Source organism: Bradyrhizobium huanghuaihaiense (genome assembly GCF_007830635.1).
GTDB classification, from domain to species: Bacteria; Pseudomonadota; Alphaproteobacteria; order Rhizobiales; family Xanthobacteraceae; genus Bradyrhizobium; species Bradyrhizobium huanghuaihaiense.
On sequence record NZ_VLLA01000022.1, the window covers coordinates 31,528 to 54,710 of the forward strand.

Consider the following 23,183-nt stretch of genomic DNA (forward strand, 5'->3'; position numbering starts at 1 on the left):
CGAAGATGACCGTCGCGGTAGTTGTTGCTGATCATGGTCGGAGTATTGCGGTGACAGCACTGTCACCATATTTGTCACCTCAATTCCGCCTTCGGCATCCACTCCCCCGGCCCTCAACAAGCGATCAGGCAATCAACACTAACGGTGGCTTGAATGAAAGCTGCACTCCTCTTCGGCGCAACCGGCTTCATCGGCTCGCACTTGCTGCGCGACCTCCTAGACAGCCCCGACTATTCGCGGGTCATCGCGGTGGCCCGCAAGCCGCTCGCAGTCAACCATCCGAAGCTCACGGTGCTGATCGGCGATCTCGCTTCGCTCCCCGTGCTGAAGCCGCAGTTGGTCGCGGACGAGGTCTTCATCGCGCTGGGAACGACGCGCAAGCACACGCCTGACGAGGCCGAGTACTACAAGATCGATCATGATTATCCGCTGCTCGCGGCCGAGATTGCCAAGGCGAACGGCGCGCGGTCGGTGTTTCTGGTCACGGCTGTCGGCGCCAATGCGGCTTCCTCCGTGTTCTATGTCCGGACCAAGGGTGAGGTGGAGCGGGACATTCTCGCGCTCGATTTCGAGCACACGCATATTTTCCGCCCGTCGCAGATCCTCGGCGAGCGCGACGAGGACCGCCCGCGTGAACGTCTCATCATCGCGATATGGAACGTGATCAACCCGCTGCTCGTTGGCCCGGCCGACCGGTATCGCGGGCTCACCGGCAACGAGATCGCGCACGCCATCGCCAGGGCCGCTCGGCATCAAGCGGAGAAGGTCCGGATCTATCATTGGAAGGAGATGACCCCGCTGCTTCGGACGTGACGCAGTCTGATCGAACGAGCAGCCTTCACGCACATTTGCCTCCTCCCCCTGCCCCTCCTCCCCGTTTCCTGCTATCTCCTACCCCCGCCGTCCCGGCCCAAAGCAAAACCCTCCGACTGTCAAAGGGAGCAACAACCATGCGTTATCTCCACACCATGCTGCGCGTGCGCAATCTCGATGTCGCGCTGAAGTTTTACCAGGATGCGCTGGGCTTGAAGGAGGTGCGGCGGATCGAGAACGACAAGGGGCGGTTCACGCTTCTCTTCCTGTGCTCGGCCGACGATCTCGAGGCGCTTAAGAAGCAGCCGCAGACGCGCGGCGCGCCGCTGGTCGAGCTCACCTACAATTGGGACGAGGAGAAGTACGGCGAGGACCGCTTCTTCGGCCATCTCGCCTATGAGGTCGACGACATCTACGCGACCTGCGAGAAGCTGCAGAAGGCCGGCGTCACCATCAACCGTCCGCCGCGCGACGGCAACATGGCCTTCGTCCGCTCGCCGGACCTGCACTCGATCGAGCTGTTGCAGAAGGGCGAGCCGAAGCCGCCGCAGGAGCCGTGGGTTTCGATGCCGAACACCGGCCATTGGTAGGGCCTGATTGGGAAGGCCTGGCGCCAGGAACAAGCCCGCACCGGGGGCGTTCACTCCTCAACGATGCGATTGGAGGAGAACGCGATGGGACGCGGAATCTTGTTGTGGATGCTGGGCGTGCCGATCCCGGTGATCATCCTGCTGTGGCTGTTCTTCGGCCACTGATTTCAGGCTCAGTTTGCGATGAAAGGCTCCGCCTCGGGCGGAGCTTTTTGCATGAGGGGCTCGGCGCAATCGCCGATGCTGGCACGGCGAAATTCCGCTATCACGCGGCGGACGCGTAGCCCGGATGGAGCGCAGCGTAATCCGGGGTCTGTTCGTGCGGCGAGACTGTCCCGGATTACGCTGCGCTCCATCCGGGCTACGACACGACGACACCGGGATGCGCCGCGGGAGGAGCTTCATGCCTGAGACCAAGCTGACGATCTGGGGCCGCGCCAATTCGGTCAACGTGCAGAAGGTGCTGTGGTGCCTCACCGAGCTTGGCCTCGCCTACGAGCGCATCGACGCCGGCATGCAGTACGGCAAGACCCGCGAGGCCGACTATCTCGCGATGAACCCCAATGCGCGGATCCCGACGCTCGTCGAGGGCGACTTCGTGCTGTGGGAGTCGAACTCCATCATGCGCTATCTCTGCCTCGCCCATGGACGCGGCACGCCGCTCTATCCGGAGGCGCCGAAGAGCCGTACCAGCGTCGACCGCTGGCTCGACTGGACGCTGTCGGCGGTGCAGCCGGTCGACCGTCCGGTGTTCTGGGGCATCGTGCGCACGGCGCCCACTGAGCGCGACATGATCCAGGTGCAGCGCGATGCCGATGCCGCCGCCGAGGTCTGGGCGATCGCCGACCGCCTGCTGTCAACGCGCCGCTTCATGGAGGGCGAGCAGTTCACGCTCGCCGATATCGCGATCGGCTCCTACGCGAGGCGCTGGCTCGGCGTCGAGGGCATCAGCCGGCCGGCCCAGCCGAACCTGACGCGCTGGCTCGCCGAGCTCGGCAAACGAGATGGATTTGCACAGTTCGTCGCACCGCCGATGTCGTGAACCGGCGGCGCCGCTTAAAGCTCGGCGTGCGCACGCGAAATCGCCGTTCTCGCGCGAAGTTTCACAGTCACTGCGCGGCTTGACGGCTACTGTGCATGGGGTTGTTTTCGCAGTTTTTTATTTTGACGTCCGCGCCTAGCGCCGCTCGACCAGCACCACGCAGATGATCAGCAGCAGCGTCACCGCCGCGGTGGCGAGCTTGGCCGTCCAGTTGAGGCCGCGGCCGACCCACCACAGCAGCGCGCAGTACATCAGCACGGGGACGACGATATCGAGCCGCAACAGGTCCGGCGGCATGTGCGTCAGCGCCTGACCGCGGCGTCGACGCTGATCGCGCCGCCGATCTTCACGCAGGTGCCGGTCGCCTCGACCAGATGGAAGCCGGCGCCATACGATGCGCAGGCATTCGCCTTCGCCGTGGTGGATGCCCCCTTCAGCGGCAACGCCTTGCCCGCCCGCAGCGGCTCGGATGCCGGAAGCCGCAGCGCCTCGGCCCCGGCCGCGGAGGTGATGAGCAACGTGATGAAGATGAGAAGCATCGCACGCATGCCGACCTTCTAGCCCGGACGGCTGCTGCGCGCCATCCGGCAGGCGCGGGCGAGGTCAGATGAACCTGACGCCGGCCGACTTGCCGCGGCGCCAGATCACCTGGCAGCTCCGCCCGGTGCGGGCATCGCGCGCGAAGGCCATCCGGATCACGCCGGGCAGCTGGCTCGCGTCCTCGTCCATCGTGATCTTCGCGCCGGTGTCGGAGATGTCCTGGACCAGGCAATGCCGTGCCGCGAACCCGCCGTCGAGCGTGATCCAGGCATGCCGCGACAGCAGCTTGCGGGCTGCCCGCTTCTTGGGTTGTGGCATCGGCGAAAACTCTCCTCCTCCAGCGCTAGCTCAGGGAACCCTAAGAAACCGTTGAAATCGCCTCCGAATGATCCCGGGGCGAGGCTATCCACCGGTTCCAAAAGACGTTTCCGAACGGCTTGCCCGCAGCCGCAAAGGCCACTATACGTTCGCCCGCTGCAAGCCGCCGGGCCCGACTCGGACCGGTCGGCGGCCGTGCCGCCCAAAGCGGCGGGGCCCTGCGTTTGCTCCCTTCGTCTATCGGTTAGGACGCCACCCTTTCACGGTGGAGAGAGCGGTTCGATTCCGCTAGGGAGCGCCACGCGCCAACACCCCTCCATCGCTCCGCCTTGCGAGCGTCTCCTGCGGCCAGGCGCCATTGCGGTCCGTGCGCCGTCCGCCCCCGATCACGTCTCCTTACCCCACGTTTCACGGCGGACTTGATTCGCGGTCTGGTTGATGATCGACTATGCGTCATTGAGGGTCGCCAAGCTTGCCTTTAGCTCCTTGTCGTCACCGGCAATGTCGCATCACGCCGCCAGATACTTGTTCTATTTCATTGGGTATGTGTCGATCGCGATCACAGCCGGCGGCGGCGCACATGCTTCCCAGTTCGAAAAGCACCTTGAGCCTGCCTTTCAGGGAACGCTGGACTTCCTGAAGCCCCGACCTTGCGAGTTGAGGCGCTGCGACACCGGCACCACGATCGCAGCTCCGAAGACTGACGCACGGCAACGTCGACGCTATGCCCGGACCGTCACCGCCCATGGCTCGTGCCGACCACTCAAACGGATCCACGCCAAGCCTCCGCCCAGTGGACCGTGCGCCCAGCTGCCGCCGAAATCCGATCCGCGCCCCTCGCTATTGATCGTCGTGATCGCCCCGCAGTCCGAGCGCGGGTCGGGCAAGGCTTCCGAGCCCGGCCGAGATGGGCAGGACGGCAAACCTGGTCGCGACGGCAAAGACGGCGCGCCCGGCCGCGACGGCCGCGACGGTCAACCCGGTCGAGACGGCAAGGACGGTCAACCCGGCCGCGACGGGAAAGACGGCGAGCCTGGTCGCGATGGCAAAGACGGTGCCCCCGGTAGAGCCGGTCGGGACGCTCAACACACCCCGCCCGGTGACAACGGCCAAGACCATCAAAGCGGTCGAGATGGTCACGACGGCAGAGACGGGAAGGACGGTCGGGACGGCAAAGATGGTCTGGACGGCAAGGACGGCCGAGACGGCAAAGACGGGCGAGATGGTAAAGACGGCGAAACCAGATGCGTCCCCGCAGCAACCGGAGAGGATTGTCCCAAGCCGCCCCCGACCGCCACGCGGTCCCCGACACCTGCGCCGTCCCCAATGCCCACGGCCTGCCCCACGCCCGCGCCGTCCCCCACACCATGCGCGACGCCCACGTCGACCGAGACGCCCAAACCAGAAGCCGCGCCCCGAACACCTGGAAAGGACCCTCGCATGCCTTCCCCGTCAGACACGCCGACGATCTCCACACCACCCGGCGCTCCGTATACCCCGACATCATTCGATCTCGCCGCAGTGTGCGGCTTAGCGTTGGTCATCCTGGCAGGCGGCCTGTTCGTTCTCATGCAGATATTGAGAACCGATCTGGCGAGACGGGAAAATCTCTGGAGTGTGAGATTGGGTCAATACACTCTCCAGATCCTCGGACTGACCTTCATACTGCCCACAATACTGGTCATAGCCGTCGCCACGCGCTTGAACGCCGAGGCAACAACGGCCCTTCTCGGATCCATCATCGGATACATCTTCGGATCGTCGCGAGCAGCCGACCCCGCGCTGCCAACCGCATTGTTGCCGCAACAACACATGGCGCCCGCGGCGCCAACTGCGCCATCGGCTCATCAGCCTGCGAATCCTCCCGCATCGTCCGCGCGCGAACCAGGGCCAAGCGCAGACCCATAAGCGTCATCTGTATCGCAGCCGCCGGCATCCGAGGCTGCATCCACGCCCCCGCACCGTCCCGGTACGACGGGCCTCTGAGATCGCGGACATCGCGCGGCGAGATCCGCCGCCGCGCATGAACTCCCCGCCCCTGGCCCTCGACCAATGCTCGATTGGAACCGGTGCAGGCCCATGGAGCAGCCCAAATCCCCTTCGGATAGCCAGCGCGGCTTTGGCGCGCAGCCGCCGTCCTGGATGCACCGCGCCGTCCCCTACGCACCGGGCCGGCGCGCCAAGATGCTGGAGCACATGGCGCGCGCCAGATCGCTGCCGCAGCCGCAGGCCGCACCAAAGCCATCGCGAGCGATCGGCGTCGAGATCCTCAGCGACATCATCGGCCATTTCGTCCTGTTCGGCATCATCGCCATCCTTTTCATGTCGCGCATTCCTCTCTATGTCGGCGCCTTCCTGTGCTTCACCGACGGCGAGCGGATCGAACGCATGCTCGCGGCGACGGGCATCCGGTTCGAACCCGATGCGATCGGGCCCGATATCGTCAAGGGCTTTGCGTCCTGGTTCGGATGGTTCGCACTGCTCGGCGCTCTCAAAGGCTCGGTCCCTGCCTTGATCGCGCGATGGATGCCCCCGGCCGAGTCATGGTCGTTCATTGCCGGCATCGCCCTTCTGTTCGCCTGCCTCGAAGTGTTCGGCTCGCTCGCGATCCGGCGCGCATTTGCGTGGTGCGGATTGCAGCACCGGCCGGATGGTCTGATCTGGACGACGATCAAATTCCTGATCGCGCTCGGCCTGCTGGCTCTGGTGGTGCTGTTCGGATAGGTGCCGCAGCCGCTGCTTCTGCCGCACTCGGCAATGACGATGTTGTGAGAGCATCATGGCGCACAACGCCCCGCGCATTTACCGGAAATTTACCCCCACTCCTGAGCGACGGTATCATTTGCTTAGAATTTGATGACTACCGTGGATTTACGGAAACACTCCGAAACCACGATTGCCCTCATGTCCGTCGCAGAGTTCCTCAGGCAGCGCGCAGTGGAAGTCACCGTGAGCGGCAGCTACTCGCTGCCGCGCTGGTACGACTGCGAAGGCAAGCTGCGGACCTTCGCCTGCCGGACCAAGCGTGTCTCGCCGTTCCGCATGATCGTGGACGTGCCCGTCGTCGGCAAGGTCGGCGAACGCGTGACCTCCTACTTTCAGGACTTCGGCGAATTCCAGTGCACCATCAGCGCGACGCTGAAGGCGGGCTTCCTGATGGAGCTCGAGATGACGCGGGCGCGGCGGGCCTGGATGTCGGAAAAGCTGACCTGGCTCGAGAAGAAGCAGAAGGACGCCAGCGTCCTGGAGCTGCGGCGTGACGCCCGCTTCGTTCCGCAGGTCTCGCATACACTGCTGACGCTCGCCGACGGCAGCATCCATCCCTGCTTCATCATCGACGTCTCCACGGCCGGCGTCGCCATCTCCTGCGAATACGATCCGCCGGTCGGAACCGCGCTTGCGGTCGGCGCCTGTGTCGGGCGCGTCATCCGCAAATTCGACAACGGCTTTGCGGTCAAGTTCGCCGAGAAGCAGTCGCGCGACGACCTCGTCCGCCTGATTGTGCGCGCGCCGCCCCTGGCGCAGTCAGCCTGATACCGGCCGGCCCGATCTTAACTCTTTCTTAACTAACCGCTGGAGCCGGAGGCCGCTGCACGATAGGGTGTGACCCAATACGTCCGCAATCAGTGCGGGCCTTGAGTATTGGAACTCCCGGAATGTCCATCGCCGAGGCCGCCCCGGCTGAAATCGCAAAGACCGCCGTCACCGCGGCCACGCCGCAACTTCCGCCCGGCGTCGTCACCGAGGGCCCACTGGTCCAGGCCAAACTGCGCGAGAGCTATCTCCTGCTCGGCATCCTCTATGTCGGCGCGGTCGCGGGCATCATCTGGGCCGTCACGCAAGGCGTCGGCAAGGTCGAGCTGTTTACGTTCGTCTGGATGTTCGCGCTGACGACCTTCGGCATCGGCGCCGGCATGCACCGCCTGTTCGTGCATCGCAGCTTCCGCACCGGCCCGATCATGCGCGTCTTCTTCTGCGCGATTGCGCAGATGGCGGTGCAGGGCTCGATCGCCAAATGGGTCGCCAACCACCGTCGCCACCATCTCTACGCCGATGACGTCGGCGATCCCCACAGCCCGCAATTCGACGGCTTCGGCAATCGCTATGTCAGCGCGCTGAAGGGCTTCTTGCATGCCCAGGGCAGCTGGGTGTTCGACCAGGCAACCACCGACAACGAGTACTACGCCAAGGACATCCTCGCCGACCCCATCGCGATGTTCTTCGTGCGCACCCGCTGGGTCTGGTACGGGATGTCGGCCGTCTTCATCCCCGGCGTGATCGGCTACACCTTCGGCGGCGTGCACAGCATGATCGGCTGCGTGCTGTTCTCCGGCCTGCTCCGCGCCTATCTGCTGATCCTCACCAGCCAGCTCACCGGCTCGGTCTGCCACGCCTACGGCTATCGCCGCTTCGAGGTCGACGACGCCTCGACCAACGAGTTCGTGACCACGATCCTCACCTTCGGCGAGGGTCTGCACAACAACCATCACCGCTTCCCGCGGGACGCCTATATCTCGCACGCCTGGTGGGAGATCGATCTCAACGGCCTGATCATCCTGGGCCTGGAAAAGATCGGCCTCGTCCACGACGTCTTCCACGCCTCGCACCGCCAGCTGGAGCGGGCCGAAGCGCAGGCGGCCTCGACGGCGCGCTGACCGGCAGGCGGCGGCCGCGTTGCGGCCGTCTTGCCTCCGCATCGCCGCCCTATCGCGGCCCCATTGCGGGATCAGCTTTTGACGGTCCGTGCCGCATGCCGGACGTCTTTTGCGGACTTGCGATCGGGGGACCGGATGCCAGTCAACAAGATCACCTGGGACAGGGTCGGCCGGGTTACCGAGCCCGGCCGCTACATGTACACGTTCGGCTGGCTCACCATTACCGCCGACGATCTCGAGATCTGGAAGCAATACCCGGACGCCGCATTCACGCTGCTCGGCCACCATGCCGAGGCGGACTCGTTTGTCGGCGAGGAATTCCATCTCGGCGCCTTCGACATCGCCCCGCAAGGGCCGCCGCCGTTCACCACGCACTGAAGCCGGGAACGCGGGCTCCAGGCAGTATGCGAAAGGCCCGGCTTCACCCAGCGCAGGTCAATGCGGGAACGCATGGCATGCGCGTTGCTTAATCTGCGTCATGATACACATCCCAGCCGTCGACCAGGCCTTCCTGCTGCTGCTCATCATCTTCTGCCTCGGCACGTGCCTCGTGCGCGCCTTTTGGGAGCTGGAGCAGGTGCGGGCCCGCCGGATCACTTCACCACGGCGCGGCCGCACGACGGAGCGCGACTAGGCCGACCCGAGCCGCGGTGCGCTCCCCCAAGCGGGCAATCCGGCTCGGGACAAGGACATCCATCGTGAATCGAAGAAACCTGCGCACTTCCTTGATCTGATTTGCCAATTCGCACCCCGCCGCAAGGCGCCGCTATTGCCATTGATGACGAAGTGGCTTTGTCATGCAATTGATTGCGCTCGTATTCTACACATGGCGCCCCTGATGAACGTTTGCTGTCGCGCTGGTTAAGCGAAGCGACAGCCTACGCATGACACATGGTCGCATCGGTGGAAGTAGCTAAGCGGACCAAGGGAACCTATTTTCGGCGCCGATGTACCTGATTGAAGCGTTACCCACCGTCATCGGAACTGCCGCCATCGCCCCGGCGCTGCTGATGCTCTGGCTCGTCATTGCCGCCGAGGAACGCCCTGGCCCACCGGCCCAGGTCTGGACCGCGTTCCTGCTCGGCGCAGCCAGCATTTCCCTGCTGGGCCTCGCCCGAGCCCCCTTCGCCAAGATGGTCGCGGCCCCCGACAACCCCTGGGCGGCCCTGGCCATGCATTCGGTATTCGGGGTCGCACTGCCGGAAGAAGCCGTGAAGGTGATCGCCATCGTGCTGGTCTCCTCGACCAAACGGCGGACGTTCGCCAATCCGATGGACACGGTGGTGTATGGCGCCGCAGTCGGCCTCGGCTTCGCCGCCTACGAGAACCTCGCCTACCTCGTCCAGCACGCCGAGATGTGGCGCTCGCTGGCCGCCTTGCGCAGCGTGCTGACGGTGCCGTTCCACGGCGCGCTCGGCATCATCGCCGGCGCTTACCTGACGATCGCCCGGGCCGGCACGGCGCTGGGCGCGAACCGCCACCATCGCGACTGGGCCCGCCTGTCCAGCCGGCTCCTGATCTTTGCGGGACCGCTCGCCCTGCATTCGGCCTTCGATTTTCCGCTGCTGACCTTGCAGCGAATGCCGGATCTCGATCCCAGCCTGCGGATGTGGCTGGGCGGCGCGAGCCTTTTGATCGGGTTCAGCTCGATCGCGTTCGCCATCCGCCTGGTCCGGCGCGTCGCGCGCCATCACGCGCCGCGCACCGACATCGCACGGGAGCGGCTCAGCCAATTGCGCCGGATGTGGGCGCTGCTGCTGGCCGGTGGCGGCGTCGGCTTCCTCGGCCTCGCCTTTGTGCTGACCTCGATCCACCACTGGCTGATCAACCCCGAGCGCAATCTGACGCTGGCCCTGATCCCGATTGGCTTCGTCTCGATCCTGCTCGGCCTCGCGCTTCTGATCGTCACGATCGCGATCTACATTCTTGGCCGCAACCGCGTTCGTACCAGTGGCGAAGGTTTTTCATCTGCGCACGGCGGCGGTTGACGCACGGGTTGGCGAGCGCGCTGCGCACAGGGTAGATTGGACGCATCGGCAGCCAATTTGGGGGTCACCCATGCCATCGCCCGAGGATTTTTCACGGCTGCAATCCGCGATGAGCCAGGCGGTGAAAGCGCATTGGAGGGCCTTCCTGTTCGAAGGCATCCTGCTCGCCGTGCTCGGCATTGCCGCGCTGATCGTGCCGCCGCTCGCGAGCCTTGCGACCGCGATCTTTCTCGGCTGGGTATTCTTGATCAGCGGCATCGGCGGCCTGATCGTGACTTATTGGGCGCGCAGCACGCCGGGCTTCTGGTGGTCGCTGATCTCGGCTGCGCTGGCCTGCCTCGCCGGCATGCTGCTGCTGGCCCGGCCGATGCAGGCCGTGCTGACGCTGACCATCGTGCTCGGCGCCTATTTCCTCGCCGAGGGCGTCGCCACCATCATGTACGCACTGGAGCACCGCCGTGAGCTCAACAGCCGCTGGTCGTGGCTCCTGATCTCGGGCCTCGTCGACATCGCGATCTCCTTCATGGTGATCACGGGGCTGCCGAGCTCGGCGGAATGGGCGATCGGCGTCCTCGTCGGTATCAACCTGCTGTTCGGCGGCGCCACCCTGATCGGCATGGCGCTGGCGGCACGCAACAGCAACACCTGAGGGCTCTCGTCGCCCGACAGGCCGATTGGGGGGTGACAAGGCGCCAACGGCACGCTATATCGCCTCCATGATCACCGTCGCCACCAGCTATTTTTGGTACTTTAGCTACGACAGCTTGCTGGCGGCAGGAGGATCGCGCTCAATCTGAATATTGAAGCAAACGTCCGAACAGCCGCCAGACCTGGCGGCTTTTTTATTGGCCGGCAGGTTCTAAAACAGACAGGAGCCCGCCGTGCTGAGCACGACAGACGATCTTCGTATCCGCGAATTGAAAGAGCTGAGCACGCCCGATGAGGTGATGCGGGAGGTCCCGCGCACGCTCACGGCGACCCGTGTGGTCATGGCCGCGCGCAACGCCATCCATGCCATCCTCACCGGCCAGGACGACCGTCTGCTGGTCGTGGTCGGGCCCTGCTCGGTGCACGATCCCAAGGCCGCGCTTGAATACGCCGAACGTCTCGCCGCCTTGCGCGAGGACCTCGCCGACCAGCTCGAGATCGTGATGCGGGTCTATTTCGAGAAGCCGCGCACCACCGTCGGCTGGAAGGGCCTGATCAACGACCCCGATCTCGACGGCAGCTTCGACATCAACAAGGGCCTGCGGCTGGCGCGCAACGTGCTGTCGGCGGTGAACAATCTCGGCCTGCCCGCCGGCACCGAATTCCTGGATATGACGACGCCGCAATACATCGCCGACCTCGTGTCCTGGGCCGCGATCGGCGCGCGCACGACCGAGAGCCAGATCCACCGCGAGCTGGCCTCCGGCCTGTCCTGCCCGGTCGGCTTCAAGAACGGCACCGATGGCAATGTTCGCATTGCCGCCGATGCGGTGAAGTCGGCTTCGCACCCGCATCATTTCATGGCGGTCACGATCGCCTCGACCGCGGGCAACGAGGACTGCCACATCATCCTGCGCGGCGGCAGCGAGCCGAACTATGATGCGGCGAGCGTCGCGGCGGCCTGCAACGAGTTGGCGAAATCCGGTGTCGCGCCGCTGGTGATGGTGGATGCGAGCCACGCCAATTCGAGCAAGAAGCCGGAGAACCAGCCGCTGGTGATGGCGGACATCGCCGGCCAGATCTCGGGCGGCGAGAATCGCATCATGGGTGTGATGATCGAGAGCAATCTCGTCGCCGGTCGCCAGGACGTGGTGCCGGGCAAGCCGCTCACCTACGGCCAGAGCATCACGGATGGCTGTATCGATTGGGCGACCACCGCAACCGTGCTCGAGCAGCTCGCTGACGCGGTCGAAATCCGCCGCAACACCCAGCGCGCGGGACTGCACGAGCGGTCGGCCTGAGGTAAGGCCAACGCGGGCGGGGCGATGCTGTTCGCGCCCTGCCCGCTGTTGTGATCAGCAGCCGCGGCAGATGCTCTTGATCTTCTTGTCGAGCAGAGCGTCTTCCTTGTTCACGGGATTGTTCGGATCGCTCAGGTTCTTCTCGCTCGGCACATCGCTGGCGCGCGGCTGGCGATGACCGACAGGGGCCGGCAACACCGATCCGGAGGACGCGCCGCTTGATGTCGATCCCTTGGAGCCGCCGGTCTGTGCAACCGCCGTGCCGCCAAGCAAGACCACGAGCGATGCTGCCAGCATGATCTTCTTCATGTCCTTATCCTCCGTTCTCAACGGGCGTTCCCACCATCACCGCTCAGGTCTCGGGCGGATACAGATGAACCTCGCCGCAATAATCGACGATACGATAACGTGTTTCGGCCTCCGCATCACGTGCGTCGGGTGCGGTATTTTGTGCCGCCAACACGTAATTCGGCCCGACCGGCGACTTGCCGGCGCCGCCGGGAATATCGATGACATAGTCAGGCTGACACAGTCCTGACACCCGCCCGCGTAGCTGCCGCATCAATTCCTGCCCCTCCGCGAGCGTCGTTCGCAGATGCGCTGTGCCCGGCGCCAGATCGCCGTGATGCAGATAATAGGGCTTGACCCGGCATTCGACGAAAGCTCGCATCAAATCCGACAAAGCGGCCACATTGTCGTTGACGCCGCGCAAGAGCACGGACTGGCTGACCATGGGAATTCCGGCGTCGACGAGCCGACCGCAGGCGGCGCGGGCACCTTCCGTGAGCTCGCGCGCATGATTGGCATGCAGGGCAACCCAGGTCGTCGCGCCCGGAACCTTCAGCGCGGCGACCATCTCGTCGCTGATGCGCGTTGGATCGGCGACCGGCACGCGCGTGTGAAGGCGGATGATCTTGACGTGATCGATTGCAGCGAGATCGGCCATGATCTCGCTCATGCGACGCGGCGACAGCATCAAGGGATCGCCGCCGGTCAGGATCACTTCCCAGATCTCGCTGTGCGCGCGGATATAGCCGATCGCCGCACGATACGCGTCTTCCGACAGCGCATTCTCCTTGCCGGGCCCAACCATCTCGCGGCGGAAGCAGAACCGGCAATAGACCGCGCAGACGTGAACCAGCTTGAACAGCACGCGATCGGGATAGCGATGCACGATGCCGGGAACCGGCGAATGCGGGTGATCGCCGATCGGATCGGCGTTCTCCCCGGACCGCATCTCCAGTTCCGCGGCGGTCGGAACGAATTGCCGCGCGATGGGATCGTCGGGATCGGAGGTGTCGATCAGATCCACCAACGCCGGCGTGATCGCAACCGCATAGCGCGCGGCGACGCGCTCGAGCGCGGGCAGCGCCGCGGCGGGAGCAAGCTGCGCGGCCACGAGCTCGGCGGGCTCGCGCAGGGTGCGTGCAAGGTTGGTCTTCGTCATGTCTCACTTAACGTTTCATTTGCAGGCGGCGTCCACACCACCTGATCAATCCGTGTTGCGCCGCTCGCCAGCATCACCAGCCGGTCGAATCCAAGTGCGACACCGCTCGCTTCCGGCATCTCGGCGACTGCGGCGAGAAAATCCTCGTCGAGCGGATAGGCCTCACCGTAGCGGCGCTGCTTTTCCGCCATCGAGTCCGTGAAGCGGCGGCGCTGCTCCTCGGCGTCGGTCAGCTCGCCAAAACCGTTGGCAAGCTCGACGCCGCAGGCATAGACCTCGAACCGCTCGGCGACCCGGGGATCGTCAGCCTTCACCCGCGCCAGCGCCGCCTCTGGAGATGGGTATTCGAACAGGATGGTCAAACGTCCCTGCCCGAGATGCGGCTCGACATGCTCGACCAGGACCTTGCTGAAGATGTCCGACCAGGTGTCGTCCCCGGCGACGCGGACCTTGCCAGCGGCCATTTGGGCGAGCGCGGCACGGTTACCCTCGCCGGCAGAGATTGTCGACAGCAGATCGATTCCCGCGAACCGCTCGAAGGCACCGGCGACCGTCAGAAGCTCCGGCTCAGCAAAGGGGTCGGCGGTGCGGCCCCGAAAGGAGAACGTCCCGATTCCGGTCGCCTGCGCCGCACGGGCGATGACGGCGACGGTGTCGGCTATGATGGCGTCATAGGGGGCGCTGGCCCGGTACCATTCCAGCATGGTGAATTCGGGCAGATGCAGGTCGCCGCGCTCGCGGTCGCGGAACACCCGGGCGAACTCGAAGATTCGGGGCTCCCCGGCCGCCAGCAGCTTCTTGCAGGCGAATTCGGGCGAGGTCCGCAAGTATCGGCTGGCCCGGCTGCCGTCGGGCCGCATGATCTCGGTCCGGGGGGCGTGCAGATGGGTCTCATTGCCCGGGGAAACCTGGAGGACCGAGGTTTCGACCTCGATAAACCCCTGTTCGGCGAAAAAGCCCCGTAGAGCCCCGGTTACGGCGCCCCTGGCCTGGAGGAACGGCCGCCGGTCGAGGTGCCGGGAGGGCGACCAGAACGGCGAGATCGGCTTGTCCCCAGCCATTAACCGACGGCTCCGCAGTCCAGCAAAAAGCTGGCATCCAGCGGCAAAATCAGTATGTTGCGGCCCGAAACGGGCGCCGAGGTCCGATTTGAGGCCCCAAGTCCCCCATCAATTTGACCACGTCCTGGCCGCAGCCGGGCCAAGCAAGCAGGAAATACAGCTTTGAGAGTCATCGCCAGTTCTATTCGCAAGGGCAACGTGATCGAGCAAGACGGCAAGCTTTATGTCGTCGTGAGCGCCGAGAACATCCATCCCGGCAAAGGCACCCCGGTCAGCCAGATCGAAATGCGCCGAATCTCGGACGGGGTAAAGATCTCCGAACGCTACAAGACCACCGACCAGGTCGAAAAGGCCACGATCGAAGAGCGCAACTACACGTTCCTCTACGAAGACGGCGACGGCTTCCACTTCATGAACCCCGAGAGCTACGACCAGGTCCAGGTCTCCAAGGACGTGGTCGGCGACGCGGCCGCCTATCTTCAGCCAGACATGACCGTCAAGCTGTCGACCCACGACGTCAACGTGGTGTCGATGGCGCTGCCGCAGCGCGTGACGCTGGAAGTGGTCGAGACCGAGCCGGTGACCAAGGGCCAGACCGCCTCGTCCTCCTACAAGCCCGCGGTGCTGTCCAACGGCATCCGCACCGCCGTGCCGCCGCACATCTCGGTCGGCACCCGCATCGTGGTGATGACCGAAGACGGCTCCTATTCCGAGCGCGCCAAGGACTAAGCCAGCAATCGAGGATCGGAACAGGTGCCGCCGGGGGGCGAGACAGTGGTTGGGAAGAGTTTCCGCTTCGTCTCGCTTCTCGTGGCGTCGCTGTCGCTTCTCATTGCCACACCGCTCGCCGCGGACGAGTTCCGCAGCCCCTCACTCACGGCCTTGCGCGTCGATTGGCGCGCAGCGCTGGACCAGCTTCGCGCCGAGATCAACAGCCACCCCCAGGTTGCCGGCGATTTCATCTTCGTGCCCCGCCGCTCGGTGCCGCGCTACGATCCGCGCGCGACGCCGGCCCTGGTGCAGCTCAACGGTGTTTCCTCGCAATTCTTCACCGGCATTGCCCGCAGTGCCGTCCCCGTGCTGCTGCCGTTCGACGCTGGCGCCTATCTCGAGGCCCGGCGCAGTGGCGCGCCATCGAGCCTGTCGCTGTCGCGTTACCAGGCCGACTTCAGTCCCGTCGACATGTTCGATGCCGGTCCCGCCGGTTACAGCGCGACCTTCTCGCTCGAGCCTGGCGCCGGCGACGGCATGCCCTCACGTGTGTTCGCAAGACCGGTCGAGGTGCAGATCACCGGCTCGGCGCTGCTCTACGACATCGCCGATCCCACCGGCGGCAAGGGCGAGCCGGTCAAGCCGCTCGCGGCAACCTATCCGGACCTGCGCCGGTTCATCCGCGAAGGTTACGTCCGCTACGCCTTCACGCGCTTCGGCGTCGCCTATGTGGTGTCGATCCAGTGCCTCGACAGCGTCGCAAAGCCGAGGCGCCTTGCCTGCAAGGAAGCCTATCCGGTTGCCGAGCGCTTCCTGAAGGCGCTGCGCGTCGCCGGCGGCCAGCGCATGCGGCCGCTGACGGACATTGCGTCCAACGTTCTCGATCGCGCCGCGGTACGCTCACCTGATTTCAGCTATCGTCCGAGCGGCGACATCATTCCCAACACCGGCTATCGCAACAAGAGCGGCCATCCCGACGTGATGGCCTATGCGCAAATCCGCTTTCCGCTGGAGAAGGCGCCCGCCTTCGTGCGCTCGCAGTCTTACGCCAGGCGAGACAAGAGCGAAGGCCTGACCGCCTATCCCTGGCGCGACAATTTCTGCGAATCCCGCAGCTTCGAAGTCTGGCAATGCGCCGGCGGTTACGGCCATCAGGGCGAGGACATCCGTGCCGCCGAATGCCCACCGCCCGGCGAAGGCCGCGAACCCTGCGATCGCAAGCAGCGCGCCGTCGTCGCGGTGCGCGACGCCGTCGTCATCCGTTCCTCCAAGGACCAGGCCGCGACGCTTCAGGTCAACAGCCGGACCGAGCACATCCGCTTCCGCTACATGCACATGAATCCGGAGGCGATGAATGCCGATGGCGTCCTCAACGGCCGCCTCGTCGCTGAGGGCGAGAAGATCGGCGTGGTCTCGAACTATCTCGACCATCCCGCCGGCACGTCGATGCATCTGCATTTCGACGTCCAGGTGTTCACCCGCGACGGCTGGATCTGGGTCAGCCCCTACGTCACGCTGGTGTCCGCCTATGAGCGCCTGATCCGTGCCCGCGGCCGCGAGATCGGCCCGGAGATCGCCGTCACGGCCCAGCCGGTGGCCCATGCGCTGCCGGAGGACGTGATCAAGCCGGACCTGCGCGAGGGATCGAGCAGCGAGGAGAATTGACGGCTCGCTCGTTCTAATGCCGTGCATGAGCGCGTTGTCGCGCACACTCCCGGCTCGAACGAATAAGGAATTGCATTGATGAGTGTCGGACTGCTCGGTCTTCTCGACGACATCGCGGCGATTGCCAAGGTCGCCGCAGCCTCGCTCGACGATGTGGCGAGCCAGGCTGCCAAAGCTGGCATAAAGGCGGCAGGCGTGGTCATCGACGACGCGGCCGTTACGCCGAACTACGTCATCGGTTTTGCCTCCAAGCGCGAACTGCCGATCGTCGGCAAGATTGCAGTGGGATCGCTGCGCAATAAATTGCTCATTCTCCTGCCCGTTGCGCTGCTGCTCGGTTATTTCCTTCCCGCCGCGGTCACGCCGCTGCTCATGCTGGGCGGAGCCTTTCTCTGCTACGAGGGTGCCGAGAAAGTGCTCGAAGCGGTGATGCCGCATCATGCGCACGAGCACGAAGCTCAGCTCCAGCCGATTGCGCTGAATGCCCAGTCGGTCGAGGACGAGAAGGTCGCGAGCGCCATCAAGACGGATTTCATTCTGTCGGCAGAGATCATGGCGATCACGCTGGCCGCCCTCCCCGCGGGTAGCATCTGGACGCAGGCGCTGGTGCTGGCGCTGGTCGGCTTCTGCATCACTGCCGGGGTCTATGGCGTGGTAGCCTTGATCGTGAAGGCGGACGATGTCGGCTTGGCCCTTGCGCGCTATGACGGCGCCTCAGTCGTTGGCGGCGCGATCCGCTTGCTTGGACGCAGCCTCGTCCGCGGCATGCCAACCTTCCTGACAGTGCTGAGCACCATCGGCACCGCCGCCATGATCTGGGTCGGCGGCGGCATCATCCTGCATGGCATCGAGAAATACGGCCCGCCCGCGATCGGCCGCACGGTCCATGCCGCAACCGAGACTGCCGCACACGTCCTTCCATCCGTCGCCGGCATCATCGAATGGTCGGTCGAGGCAGCCATCTCAGGCGCACTTGGTCTGCTCGTCGGCGCACTTGCGATTCCGGCCGTCGAATACGGTCTCTCGCCGGCATGGAAACTGTTGAGGCGATCGCAGACGGCCTGAAGGGGCCGAAGCCGACAAGCCGCGCTCCATCCCGGCTACATATCACTCCAAAAACGTCGTGAGTTGCGCACCTTCGTCCGCCACGAAGACCGCGATCAATTCCGCCGGCTCCGTGGCGCTCGCGTTCGCCGATACGAGATGCGTCGATCCCGGCGGCTCGAAGAAGGACTGACCGACACCAAACGTCTCGACCGGGCCGCCGCCGAGCTGGGAGCGGATCTCGCCCTTGGTGATGTAGGCGGTCACCGAGCCGGCGTGGCGATGCGGCCGCGAAAATCCACCGGGACCGTAGAAGACGCGCACGATGGTGACGCGCTTGCCCGGCACGTTCGGCAGTGCGTAGGAGCCGATCGGCTCGACCTTGTCGAGCGGCGAGCTCTCGGGCGCAGTGGCGCAAAGCGGCGCCAGTGCGCCGGAGACCGTGTCGATCGTCAGCGGCAGCACCTTGCCGATCGCGAACGCGCAGGCGAGCCCTGCGACGACCGCGAGCGTCGCCGAACGTGACGGCGTCGGACGTTGCACGGCAGAAAAGCTCATGGCTGTCATCGTGATCTCTCCTCGCTGCAATCAGGATGCTGCGGCCGGCCGCTTTGCGGGCGTCCAGCGAAACGCCGCGCCAAAACGGTTCCAGACATTGATCGATGCGACCGCCGAGGTCAGGTACGTCAGCTCCGCCTCGGAGAATTCGCCAGACGCTTCCGCGTAGACCTCCTCGCTGACGCCATCGGGCAGACGGGTCAGCGCCTCGGCCCAGGCCAGGGCCGCCCGCTCGCGTGCGGAAAAGATCGGTGCCTCGCGCCAGACCGCGACCAGATGGAGCTTGTCGACGGGCACACCGATGCGCTCCGACAGCAGGACATGATGCTGCACGCAGAAGGCGCAGCCGTTGATCTGCGAGGCGCGCAGCTTGACCAGCTCGAGCAGCTGCTTGTCGAGGCCCGCCTTGGCCGCCAGCTGGCCCAGCGCCAGCACCAGATCATACGCATCCGGCGCGATCCGCTTGAAATCCTCGTATTCGCTGCGGGCGTGTGACATTGCCGTGCACCTCGTGATATTGTAAGAGCACTGATACTGTATAAGAGCACTTATATGTTACGCAAGACGCCCGGCATCACAAGATCGAAAACCTCGCGGAAGACGCCGGCGCCCGCCGATGACGGCGCGGTGCGCGTGCCCGCTCCCGGCGAAGGCAAGCGCGGCGAAGAAGGCTATCTCGGCTATCTCTTGCGTCAGGCACATGCCGCGGTTCGCCTGACGATGGAGCGGACGCTCGCCGATCTCGGCGTGACGTCGCCGCAATTCGCGGTGCTGACGATGCTGAACGCCTATCCAGGCCTGTCGGGCGCGGATGTCGCCCGCCTCACCTTCCTGACGCCGCAGACCGTCGGCGTCATCATCCGCAATCTCGAGCGTGACGGCGCGATTGTGATGACGCCCCATCCGGTCCATGGCCGCATCCAGCAATGGACGCTGACGCCGCGCGGGGCGACGCTGTTGAAGGCCTGCAGGGAGCGGGTGATCGCGCTGGAGAAGCGTCTTGCCCGGACTCTGGATGCCAAGGCGGAAACCGCGGTCCGGCGCTGGCTTGCCGGCATAGCAGCCGATTTGCAGGAGGACTAGGCGAGCCTAGTCGCCGCCGCCCCCGTCGCCGCATCCCCCGCCGCCATCAAAATCCGGGAGATCGCCGGCGGCGCCATCGCCTTGAATGCCGCGGCCAAAGTTCTCGGCGATGATCATCAGGATCACGACGAACAAGCCGGCGCCGAAGGGCCAGGGATTGGCACGGATGATATCGAACAGCTCCCGCATGCGCGCATCTTGCTGCACAAGAGCGAACCGACCGTAAAGCGCCAGACTCAAATTTGGGGATATGCAGGCTTGCGGAAGGGCGGCCTATCCCCCCTTCAACGATTCCTTAACCTCGCCGTCCGGCCAGCTCTCGCCTGCGGCGATCACGCGGACCCGGGTTTGGTCCGCAGCATTCACCAGCACATGCGAACTCAACCGGTCGCCGCTCGGCTCCAGGTGCAGATCGGTCTCAGGCTTCCAGCTCAGCGTGGTCGCGAGGTCGCCGGGGAAGATCTGCCATTGCGATCCGTCGTCGAGTTCGACGACGTGACTCTCCGCATGCGCGCGTATCTTCATCCCACCTCTAATACTTCGATGAACAGACCATGTTCGGAGGGAATGCAGCAGTGCGACAGTTTGTTCCGCCCGGCCCGGCGCCCGGTCTTCGTGTTCCAGGAACCGCCCCACAGACATCCTGTTTCCCGCTAGAATGGGTCCATGAAACAAGCTGATTCCTCGCCCCCTCACACCCGCCGCGCCCTGCTCCAGTCGACGCTCGGTGCAGCCGCTTTGCTGGCGCTGCCGACGCGTGTCCTCGCCGCGCCTGCCGGCTTCGACGAATGGCGCGAGTCATTCCGCGCACGAGCGATGGCGAAGGGCATTTCGGCTGCGACGTGGCGGCGCGCGATGGCGCGGGTCGAGCCCGACATGAGCGTGTTCAGGCAGATGCGCAACCAGCCCGAATTCCACGAGCAGGTCTGGCAGTACATCAACCGCCGCGTCTCGGACTGGCGCATCATCAATGGCAAGATCGCGCTGAAGAACAACGAGGCGCTGCTCGCGCGCATCGAGCGCGATTTCGGCGTCGAGCGCGGCACGCTGCTGGCGCTGTGGGGCGTCGAGTCCGCCTATGGCGATCCGTTGGTGCAGCAGAACCACATGACGCCGGTATTTCCCTCGCTCGCCGCGCTCGCCTGGAACGAGCCGCGCCGCAAGGCCTATTGGGAGACCGAGTTGATCAATGCGCTCCGCATCGTCGACAAGGGCTGGAGCACGCCTGAGGAGATGAAGGGCTCCTGGGCCGGCGCGATGGGGCATTCGCAATGGATGCCCGAGGTCTGGCTCAATGTCGGCATCGACTATGACGGCGACGGCAAGGTCTCGCCGTTCGGCAAGCCCGACGATGCGCTGGGCTCGACCGCAAAATATCTCGTCAATCGCGGCAAGTGGCATCGCGGCGAGCATTGGGGCTACGAGGTGCGCGCCTCCGGCGAGGCAAGTGGCAGCCGCACCTATGCGGCATGGCAGGCGGCCGGAGTCACCCGTGCCGATGGCCAGCCGTTCCCGCAGCCCAATGCATCAGCGCAGATGTGGACGCCGGTTGCGGGCGGACCGACCTTCCTGCTGGGGCCGAACTTCTACTCGGTGAAGAGCTACAACCCCTCGATGAACTATGCGCTGGCGATCTGCCATCTCGGCGACCGCTGCCTCGGCGCGCCGCCCTTCATCCAGCCCTTCCCCGGCTCCGAGCGCGCGCTGACGCTCGCGGAGGTGCAGGAGATGCAGACACGCCTGACCAAAGCCGGTTTCGACACCGGCGGCACCGACGGCCGCGTCGGCAACGATACGATGAAGGCGATCAAGGATTTTCAGCAGCGCGCAGGGATCACGCCGGCCGACGGCTATGGCGGGCTGAAGGTGCTGGCGAAGCTGCGGCAGGGGTCGTAGCGCGAGCCCGTAGCCCGGATGGAGCGAAGCGTAATCCGGGACTTTGCTTCCGCGGTTGCCGCCCCCGGATTGCGCTTCGCTCCATCCGGGCTACGCCGCCATCACTAATGCCTGTATTGCGGCTCTTCCGCGTCGAGCTGGCGCCGGATCGCGGCGAGATGCAACCGCGCGGATTCGGAATCGCCTTCGCGCATCTGCCTGTAGGTCTCTGCCGCAATGGCGGGATCGACCGGCAGCACTTTCCGCCCCGTCGACATCGCGAGCACCTGCACCTCGGCGGCGCGCTCGAGATAATAGAGATCGTCCCAGGCTTCCGCGATGGTCGGCGCCAGCACCATCACGCCGTGATGCTTCATGAAGACGATGTCGGCATCGCCGACGGCGGAGGCAATGCGCGCGCCTTCCCGGTTGTCGAGCGCGAGGCCGTTATAGTCGCGGTCGACCGCCGTGCGGCCGTAGAATTTCAGCGCGGTCTGGCCGGCCCAGATCAGCGGATCACCCTCGGTCATCGACAGCGCCGTCGCATAGGGCATGTGGGTATGGAAGGCGACCTTGGCGCGCGGCAGCAGCCTGTGCATCTCGGCGTGAATGTAGAACGCGGTCGCCTCGGGCATGCCCTCGCCGTCGAGCACGTTGCCGTGGAAGTCGCAGATCAGGAGCTTCGACGCTGTCAGCTCACGGAAGGCATAGCCGTAGGGATTGACCAGGAAGAGGTCGTCATGGCCCGGCACGACGGCCGAGAAGTGGTTGCAGATGCCCTCCTCAAAACCGTTGCGCGCGGCCATGCGGAAGCAGGCGGCGAGGTCCTCGCGCGCGGCGCGGATCGCGTCGGTGGCAAGGTCCGGCCGGTTGGAGCGGAAGGGCGCAGGTACGGAAGAAGGCGAATGAAGGCTGTGCGCCATGGCGAAGGACACCTTTGTCGGTCGAAAGCTCCCCGCGTTGTACAGGGGCCGCGTCTGCGCGTCAGCCCCTGCGACCGCCGCCCTGCCCTGCGCCGCTCAGGCGCGCCGCGGCACGCCGCCGGCGTTCATGCCCCCGTCGATGACGAGCTCGCTGCCGGTGACGTAGCGCGAGGCATCGGAGGCCAGATACAGCACGCCGGAGGCAATCTCCGCGGCCTGCCCGGCGCGGCCCAATGGCGTGACGACCCGCGCGCGCTCCTCAGGATCGATCGGGGCGTTCTGGCCGGCACCGGTCGCCCCGGTCGGGATCTTGCCCCAGATCGGCGTGTCGATGATGCCGGGATGGACCGAGTTGACGCGGATGCCGTCGCCGGCGGCCGCGCATTCCATCGCGATCGACTTGGCGAACAGCCGCACGCCGCCCTTGGTCAGCGAATAGGCCGAGAGGCCCGGCGAGCCGCGGAGGCCCGCGAGCGAGGACATCATGACGATCGAGCCGCCGCCGGTTTTGCGCATCAAGGGCAGGCAGTGCTTGACCGAGAGAAACACGCCATCGAGGTTGATCGCGTTCTGCTTGCGCCAGTCAGACAACGTCATGTCGACGATGGAAGGCACGGCAATGCCGATGCCGGCATTGGAGACCATGATGTCGAGCCGGCCGTAGCGCGTTGCGATCTCGGCGACGACCTCGATCCAGCGCTCCTCACTGGTGACGTCCTGCTCCAGGAAGATCGCCTTGCCGCCGGCTTTTGTGACGCGCCTGGCGAGCTCGGGGCCGCGCAGCTCGTCGATATCGGTCGCAATGACAGTCGCGCCCTCGCGCGCGAACAGCTCGACGATGGCCTCGCCAATGCCCGAGGCGCCGCCCGTCACTAGCGCGATCTTGCCCTCAACCTGCCCTGCCATGTTCACTCCCTTTTT

Annotated in this window: 29 protein-coding genes and 1 tRNA gene; 17 read left to right on the forward strand and 13 right to left on the reverse strand. The window is 65.2% G+C overall.

Going from position 1 to position 23,183, the window contains the following annotated elements:
- Nucleotides 1-153 precede the first annotated feature (153 nt).
- The 3 genes from IQ16_RS33330 to IQ16_RS33340 all read left to right on the forward strand — a co-directional run bounded on the left by IQ16_RS33330 (nucleotide 154) and on the right by IQ16_RS33340 (nucleotide 2,445).
- The gene (locus tag IQ16_RS33330; protein WP_018641786.1) at nucleotides 154-813 is read left to right on the forward strand and encodes an NAD-dependent epimerase/dehydratase family protein; all 660 of its coding nucleotides are present in this window, start codon (nucleotides 154-156) and stop codon (nucleotides 811-813) included.
- Between the two features lie 137 nt (nucleotides 814-950).
- Nucleotides 951-1,403 (forward strand): VOC family protein, encoded by a 453-nt coding sequence (locus IQ16_RS33335; RefSeq protein ID WP_018641785.1) that lies wholly within the window; start codon nucleotides 951-953, stop codon nucleotides 1,401-1,403.
- Between the two features lie 403 nt (nucleotides 1,404-1,806).
- Nucleotides 1,807-2,445 carry a glutathione S-transferase family protein gene (locus tag IQ16_RS33340; protein WP_018641783.1) on the forward strand — a complete coding sequence of 213 codons (639 nt, stop codon included), beginning with the start codon at nucleotides 1,807-1,809 and terminating at the stop codon, nucleotides 2,443-2,445.
- Nucleotides 2,446-2,580: 135 nt separating this feature from the next.
- Here the strand turns inward: IQ16_RS33340 and IQ16_RS33345 are convergent, their stop codons facing one another.
- The 3 genes from IQ16_RS33345 to IQ16_RS33355 are packed head-to-tail and all read right to left on the reverse strand — an operon-like array spanning nucleotide 2,581 to nucleotide 3,303.
- Nucleotides 2,581-2,742 carry a hypothetical protein gene (locus tag IQ16_RS33345; RefSeq protein WP_018641782.1) on the reverse strand — a complete coding sequence of 54 codons (162 nt, stop codon included), beginning with the start codon at nucleotides 2,740-2,742 and terminating at the stop codon, nucleotides 2,581-2,583.
- 5 nt (nucleotides 2,743-2,747) lie between these two features.
- Nucleotides 2,748-2,993, reverse strand: a complete 246-nt coding sequence (locus IQ16_RS33350) for a hypothetical protein (protein WP_018641781.1) — start codon at nucleotides 2,991-2,993, stop codon at nucleotides 2,748-2,750.
- A gap of 55 nt (nucleotides 2,994-3,048) precedes the next feature.
- Entirely contained in the window at nucleotides 3,049-3,303 is a 255-nt protein-coding gene (locus tag IQ16_RS33355; RefSeq protein WP_018641780.1) for a PilZ domain-containing protein, read from the reverse strand.
- Nucleotides 3,304-3,529: 226 nt separating this feature from the next.
- Between IQ16_RS33355 and IQ16_RS33360 the strand changes: the two genes are divergently transcribed.
- Nucleotides 3,530-3,604, forward strand: a tRNA-Glu gene (locus IQ16_RS33360).
- A gap of 539 nt (nucleotides 3,605-4,143) precedes the next feature.
- Here the strand turns inward: IQ16_RS33360 and IQ16_RS46750 are convergent.
- Nucleotides 4,144-4,443: a hypothetical protein gene (locus tag IQ16_RS46750; protein WP_018641779.1), complete on the reverse strand. Its 300-nt coding sequence runs from the start codon at nucleotides 4,441-4,443 to the stop codon at nucleotides 4,144-4,146.
- Between the two features lie 939 nt (nucleotides 4,444-5,382).
- On the opposite strand from IQ16_RS46750, the gene IQ16_RS33370 reads away from it, so the two are divergent.
- The 8 genes from IQ16_RS33370 (at nucleotide 5,383) to IQ16_RS33400 (ending at nucleotide 11,895) form a co-directional block, all read left to right on the forward strand.
- Nucleotides 5,383-6,027, forward strand: a complete 645-nt coding sequence (locus tag IQ16_RS33370) for a hypothetical protein (protein WP_026311807.1) — start codon at nucleotides 5,383-5,385, stop codon at nucleotides 6,025-6,027.
- 180 nt (nucleotides 6,028-6,207) lie between these two features.
- Nucleotides 6,208-6,837 (forward strand): PilZ domain-containing protein, encoded by a 630-nt coding sequence (locus tag IQ16_RS33375; RefSeq protein WP_026311806.1) that lies wholly within the window; start codon nucleotides 6,208-6,210, stop codon nucleotides 6,835-6,837.
- Nucleotides 6,838-6,959: 122 nt separating this feature from the next.
- On the forward strand, nucleotides 6,960-7,958 hold the full coding sequence (locus IQ16_RS33380; protein ID WP_018641775.1) for an acyl-CoA desaturase: 999 nt from the start codon (nucleotides 6,960-6,962) through the stop codon (nucleotides 7,956-7,958).
- A 135-nt stretch (nucleotides 7,959-8,093) separates the two neighbouring features.
- The gene (locus tag IQ16_RS33385; protein ID WP_026311805.1) at nucleotides 8,094-8,336 is read left to right on the forward strand and encodes a hypothetical protein; all 243 of its coding nucleotides are present in this window, start codon (nucleotides 8,094-8,096) and stop codon (nucleotides 8,334-8,336) included.
- Between the two features lie 100 nt (nucleotides 8,337-8,436).
- Nucleotides 8,437-8,592 (forward strand): hypothetical protein, encoded by a 156-nt coding sequence (locus tag IQ16_RS45955; protein ID WP_018641773.1) that lies wholly within the window; start codon nucleotides 8,437-8,439, stop codon nucleotides 8,590-8,592.
- A 313-nt stretch (nucleotides 8,593-8,905) separates the two neighbouring features.
- Complete coding sequence (locus tag IQ16_RS33390; RefSeq protein WP_018641772.1) at nucleotides 8,906-9,946, forward strand: PrsW family glutamic-type intramembrane protease; 1,041 nt, start codon at nucleotides 8,906-8,908, stop codon at nucleotides 9,944-9,946.
- Nucleotides 9,947-10,016: 70 nt separating this feature from the next.
- A complete protein-coding gene (locus IQ16_RS33395; RefSeq protein WP_018641771.1) occupies nucleotides 10,017-10,595 on the forward strand; it encodes an HdeD family acid-resistance protein in 579 nt (192 codons plus the stop codon).
- 232 nt (nucleotides 10,596-10,827) lie between these two features.
- On the forward strand, nucleotides 10,828-11,895 hold the full coding sequence (locus IQ16_RS33400; RefSeq protein ID WP_018641770.1) for a 3-deoxy-7-phosphoheptulonate synthase: 1,068 nt from the start codon (nucleotides 10,828-10,830) through the stop codon (nucleotides 11,893-11,895).
- A 54-nt stretch (nucleotides 11,896-11,949) separates the two neighbouring features.
- Here the strand turns inward: IQ16_RS33400 and IQ16_RS33405 are convergent, their stop codons facing one another.
- The 3 genes from IQ16_RS33405 to epmA are packed head-to-tail and all read right to left on the reverse strand — an operon-like array spanning nucleotide 11,950 to nucleotide 14,403.
- On the reverse strand, nucleotides 11,950-12,204 hold the full coding sequence (locus IQ16_RS33405; RefSeq protein WP_018641769.1) for a hypothetical protein: 255 nt from the start codon (nucleotides 12,202-12,204) through the stop codon (nucleotides 11,950-11,952).
- A gap of 43 nt (nucleotides 12,205-12,247) precedes the next feature.
- On the reverse strand, nucleotides 12,248-13,342 hold the full coding sequence (locus tag IQ16_RS33410; RefSeq protein WP_018641768.1) for a lysine-2,3-aminomutase-like protein: 1,095 nt from the start codon (nucleotides 13,340-13,342) through the stop codon (nucleotides 12,248-12,250).
- On the reverse strand, nucleotides 13,339-14,403 hold the full coding sequence (gene epmA / locus IQ16_RS33415; protein WP_018641767.1) for an EF-P lysine aminoacylase EpmA: 1,065 nt from the start codon (nucleotides 14,401-14,403) through the stop codon (nucleotides 13,339-13,341). The genes IQ16_RS33410 and epmA overlap by 4 nt, the downstream gene beginning before the upstream one ends.
- Before the next feature lie 162 nt (nucleotides 14,404-14,565).
- Here epmA and efp point away from each other — a divergent pair, with 162 nt between their 5' ends.
- From efp to IQ16_RS33430, 3 genes are all read left to right on the forward strand, one after another.
- Nucleotides 14,566-15,132 carry an elongation factor P gene (efp, locus tag IQ16_RS33420; RefSeq protein WP_018641766.1) on the forward strand — a complete coding sequence of 189 codons (567 nt, stop codon included), beginning with the start codon at nucleotides 14,566-14,568 and terminating at the stop codon, nucleotides 15,130-15,132.
- A 24-nt stretch (nucleotides 15,133-15,156) separates the two neighbouring features.
- On the forward strand, nucleotides 15,157-16,779 hold the full coding sequence (locus tag IQ16_RS33425) for a peptidoglycan DD-metalloendopeptidase family protein (RefSeq protein ID WP_018641765.1): 1,623 nt from the start codon (nucleotides 15,157-15,159) through the stop codon (nucleotides 16,777-16,779).
- A gap of 78 nt (nucleotides 16,780-16,857) precedes the next feature.
- Nucleotides 16,858-17,844, forward strand: coding sequence for a DUF808 domain-containing protein (locus IQ16_RS33430; protein ID WP_018641764.1), 987 nt, complete (start codon nucleotides 16,858-16,860; stop codon nucleotides 17,842-17,844).
- 42 nt (nucleotides 17,845-17,886) lie between these two features.
- On the opposite strand, the gene IQ16_RS33435 is transcribed toward IQ16_RS33430, so the two are convergent.
- On the reverse strand, nucleotides 17,887-18,390 hold the full coding sequence (locus tag IQ16_RS33435; protein WP_018641763.1) for a cupin domain-containing protein: 504 nt from the start codon (nucleotides 18,388-18,390) through the stop codon (nucleotides 17,887-17,889).
- A gap of 21 nt (nucleotides 18,391-18,411) precedes the next feature.
- The gene (locus IQ16_RS33440; RefSeq protein WP_018641762.1) at nucleotides 18,412-18,879 is read right to left on the reverse strand and encodes a carboxymuconolactone decarboxylase family protein; all 468 of its coding nucleotides are present in this window, start codon (nucleotides 18,877-18,879) and stop codon (nucleotides 18,412-18,414) included.
- 54 nt (nucleotides 18,880-18,933) lie between these two features.
- Here IQ16_RS33440 and IQ16_RS33445 point away from each other — a divergent pair, with 54 nt between their 5' ends.
- On the forward strand, nucleotides 18,934-19,464 hold the full coding sequence (locus IQ16_RS33445; protein WP_018641761.1) for a MarR family winged helix-turn-helix transcriptional regulator: 531 nt from the start codon (nucleotides 18,934-18,936) through the stop codon (nucleotides 19,462-19,464).
- A gap of 6 nt (nucleotides 19,465-19,470) precedes the next feature.
- On the opposite strand, the gene IQ16_RS33450 is transcribed toward IQ16_RS33445, so the two are convergent.
- Both IQ16_RS33450 and IQ16_RS33455 read right to left on the reverse strand, forming a co-directional pair.
- Nucleotides 19,471-19,653 (reverse strand): hypothetical protein, encoded by a 183-nt coding sequence (locus IQ16_RS33450; protein WP_026311804.1) that lies wholly within the window; start codon nucleotides 19,651-19,653, stop codon nucleotides 19,471-19,473.
- Nucleotides 19,654-19,737: 84 nt separating this feature from the next.
- Nucleotides 19,738-19,989, reverse strand: a complete 252-nt coding sequence (locus tag IQ16_RS33455) for a hypothetical protein (RefSeq protein ID WP_018641759.1) — start codon at nucleotides 19,987-19,989, stop codon at nucleotides 19,738-19,740.
- Nucleotides 19,990-20,130: 141 nt separating this feature from the next.
- On the opposite strand from IQ16_RS33455, the gene IQ16_RS33460 reads away from it, so the two are divergent.
- The gene (locus IQ16_RS33460) at nucleotides 20,131-21,360 is read left to right on the forward strand and encodes a lytic murein transglycosylase (RefSeq protein WP_018641758.1); all 1,230 of its coding nucleotides are present in this window, start codon (nucleotides 20,131-20,133) and stop codon (nucleotides 21,358-21,360) included.
- Nucleotides 21,361-21,464: 104 nt separating this feature from the next.
- Here IQ16_RS33460 and IQ16_RS33465 read toward each other — a convergent pair whose 3' ends face one another.
- Nucleotides 21,465-22,262 carry an aldolase gene (locus tag IQ16_RS33465; RefSeq protein WP_018641757.1) on the reverse strand — a complete coding sequence of 266 codons (798 nt, stop codon included), beginning with the start codon at nucleotides 22,260-22,262 and terminating at the stop codon, nucleotides 21,465-21,467.
- 96 nt (nucleotides 22,263-22,358) lie between these two features.
- On the reverse strand, nucleotides 22,359-23,168 hold the full coding sequence (locus IQ16_RS33470; protein WP_018641756.1) for an SDR family NAD(P)-dependent oxidoreductase: 810 nt from the start codon (nucleotides 23,166-23,168) through the stop codon (nucleotides 22,359-22,361).
- Nucleotides 23,169-23,183: the final 15 nt, after the last annotated feature.

Bases quoted from the DNA above. Each gene is read 5' to 3' on its own strand.
- IQ16_RS33330 (WP_018641786.1), top strand. From the start codon at position 154: ATGAAAGCTGCACTCCTCTTCGGCGCAACCGGCTTCATCGGCTCGCAC.
- IQ16_RS33335 (WP_018641785.1), top strand. From the start codon at position 951: ATGCGTTATCTCCACACCATGCTGCGCGTGCGCAATCTCGATGTCGCG.
- IQ16_RS33340 (WP_018641783.1), top strand. From the start codon at position 1,807: ATGCCTGAGACCAAGCTGACGATCTGGGGCCGCGCCAATTCGGTCAAC.
- IQ16_RS33345 (WP_018641782.1), bottom strand. From the start codon at position 2,742: ATGCCGCCGGACCTGTTGCGGCTCGATATCGTCGTCCCCGTGCTGATG.
- IQ16_RS33350 (WP_018641781.1), bottom strand. From the start codon at position 2,993: ATGCGTGCGATGCTTCTCATCTTCATCACGTTGCTCATCACCTCCGCG.
- IQ16_RS33355 (WP_018641780.1), bottom strand. From the start codon at position 3,303: ATGCCACAACCCAAGAAGCGGGCAGCCCGCAAGCTGCTGTCGCGGCAT.
- IQ16_RS33370 (WP_026311807.1), top strand. From the start codon at position 5,383: ATGGAGCAGCCCAAATCCCCTTCGGATAGCCAGCGCGGCTTTGGCGCG.
- IQ16_RS33375 (WP_026311806.1), top strand. From the start codon at position 6,208: ATGTCCGTCGCAGAGTTCCTCAGGCAGCGCGCAGTGGAAGTCACCGTG.
- IQ16_RS33380 (WP_018641775.1), top strand. From the start codon at position 6,960: ATGTCCATCGCCGAGGCCGCCCCGGCTGAAATCGCAAAGACCGCCGTC.
- IQ16_RS33385 (WP_026311805.1), top strand. From the start codon at position 8,094: ATGCCAGTCAACAAGATCACCTGGGACAGGGTCGGCCGGGTTACCGAG.
- IQ16_RS45955 (WP_018641773.1), top strand. From the start codon at position 8,437: ATGATACACATCCCAGCCGTCGACCAGGCCTTCCTGCTGCTGCTCATC.
- IQ16_RS33390 (WP_018641772.1), top strand. From the start codon at position 8,906: ATGTACCTGATTGAAGCGTTACCCACCGTCATCGGAACTGCCGCCATC.
- IQ16_RS33395 (WP_018641771.1), top strand. From the start codon at position 10,017: ATGCCATCGCCCGAGGATTTTTCACGGCTGCAATCCGCGATGAGCCAG.
- IQ16_RS33405 (WP_018641769.1), bottom strand. From the start codon at position 12,204: ATGAAGAAGATCATGCTGGCAGCATCGCTCGTGGTCTTGCTTGGCGGC.
- IQ16_RS33410 (WP_018641768.1), bottom strand. From the start codon at position 13,342: ATGACGAAGACCAACCTTGCACGCACCCTGCGCGAGCCCGCCGAGCTC.
- epmA (WP_018641767.1), bottom strand. From the start codon at position 14,403: ATGGCTGGGGACAAGCCGATCTCGCCGTTCTGGTCGCCCTCCCGGCAC.
- IQ16_RS33430 (WP_018641764.1), top strand. From the start codon at position 16,858: ATGAGTGTCGGACTGCTCGGTCTTCTCGACGACATCGCGGCGATTGCC.
- IQ16_RS33435 (WP_018641763.1), bottom strand. From the start codon at position 18,390: ATGACAGCCATGAGCTTTTCTGCCGTGCAACGTCCGACGCCGTCACGT.
- IQ16_RS33440 (WP_018641762.1), bottom strand. From the start codon at position 18,879: ATGTCACACGCCCGCAGCGAATACGAGGATTTCAAGCGGATCGCGCCG.
- IQ16_RS33445 (WP_018641761.1), top strand. From the start codon at position 18,934: ATGTTACGCAAGACGCCCGGCATCACAAGATCGAAAACCTCGCGGAAG.
- IQ16_RS33450 (WP_026311804.1), bottom strand. From the start codon at position 19,653: ATGCGGGAGCTGTTCGATATCATCCGTGCCAATCCCTGGCCCTTCGGC.
- IQ16_RS33455 (WP_018641759.1), bottom strand. From the start codon at position 19,989: ATGAAGATACGCGCGCATGCGGAGAGTCACGTCGTCGAACTCGACGAC.
- IQ16_RS33460 (WP_018641758.1), top strand. From the start codon at position 20,131: ATGAAACAAGCTGATTCCTCGCCCCCTCACACCCGCCGCGCCCTGCTC.
- IQ16_RS33465 (WP_018641757.1), bottom strand. From the start codon at position 22,262: ATGGCGCACAGCCTTCATTCGCCTTCTTCCGTACCTGCGCCCTTCCGC.
- IQ16_RS33470 (WP_018641756.1), bottom strand. From the start codon at position 23,168: ATGGCAGGGCAGGTTGAGGGCAAGATCGCGCTAGTGACGGGCGGCGCC.